Annotated in this window: 1 protein-coding gene; it reads right to left on the bottom strand. The window is 55.5% G+C overall.

Annotated elements, in window-relative coordinates:
• The coding region (locus B879_RS23930; protein WP_238542219.1) for a hypothetical protein at positions 1-440 on the bottom strand (440 nt) is incomplete at its 3' end.
• Between the last annotated feature and the right edge of the window lie 466 nt (positions 441-906).

A 906-nucleotide genomic window follows, 5' to 3' on the forward strand; every position in this document is an offset into this window, starting at 1 on the left:
AGCCTAACCAAAACTAAGAACGCGACGATACAACCCACGGCTTCAGAAGCGATCGACGCGAGCCCCGGCAGGGAGACCCAATCCCCGATATAGTCCGACGATTGAGGTAATCCCACCGTGCGCGATAAGACATAGGCCAATAACGCCAAACCAGTAATGGTGGCCATCAAGACCCATATGGCTGGACTGTCATGGATCCACAACCTGACGATTAGCACAAAATCTGCAAGGATCAGCATAATAAAGAGAACACCGACATAGACTGCGTCAGTCAGTCCGGGACCAACCACCGGTAAGTGTGCGGCCGCGGAAACCAACAGCATGAGCATCGCCAGCCAGCGCCAGCTAGACCGCAACGCGATCGTGAAGAAATTCTGGACGGCCCCAGATCCTAGCCCCCGGTTCCCTGAAGGTCTACTCACCGCGGCTCCTCCTCTCATTTCATCCCTAACTGCCGAACGTACGCGGTTGCCACTGAACTATTCAATCCAAACAGTCCCTGCGGGAGTTGTCAGCTTCGTTTCGGTGATTCCAATTGGTTGGTTGATCCATGCAAGCTCAAGCAGGACAAGACTCCTTGGACCGGTACTGGTAGCGAGACGATCGGCATGTTTGGGTGGAGGCACAGCCAGCGCATTGGAGCGCTTCTGGGCGACACCGTCGGCGCAGACAGATACTGAAAATGACACCATCAGACACACGCTGAACCCGAATCACCCGAAACGTCTACCCAGTACACAGAGGCCGCTGTGCGATGATGATCCCGACACGGATGCTCCGTCGACGAAGCTCAGTGGTGACCACGCAAAAAACGGCCGTCGGGGCCGGGAGAGCCAACCTTTTGGTTGATGCACACGGCGCGCACAGGTGAGAAGGTGAAGTGTGATCATTAACAAGCAGACGACA

This window comes from Cecembia lonarensis LW9, assembly GCF_000298295.1.
GTDB lineage: Bacteria > Bacteroidota > Bacteroidia > Cytophagales > Cyclobacteriaceae > Cecembia > Cecembia lonarensis.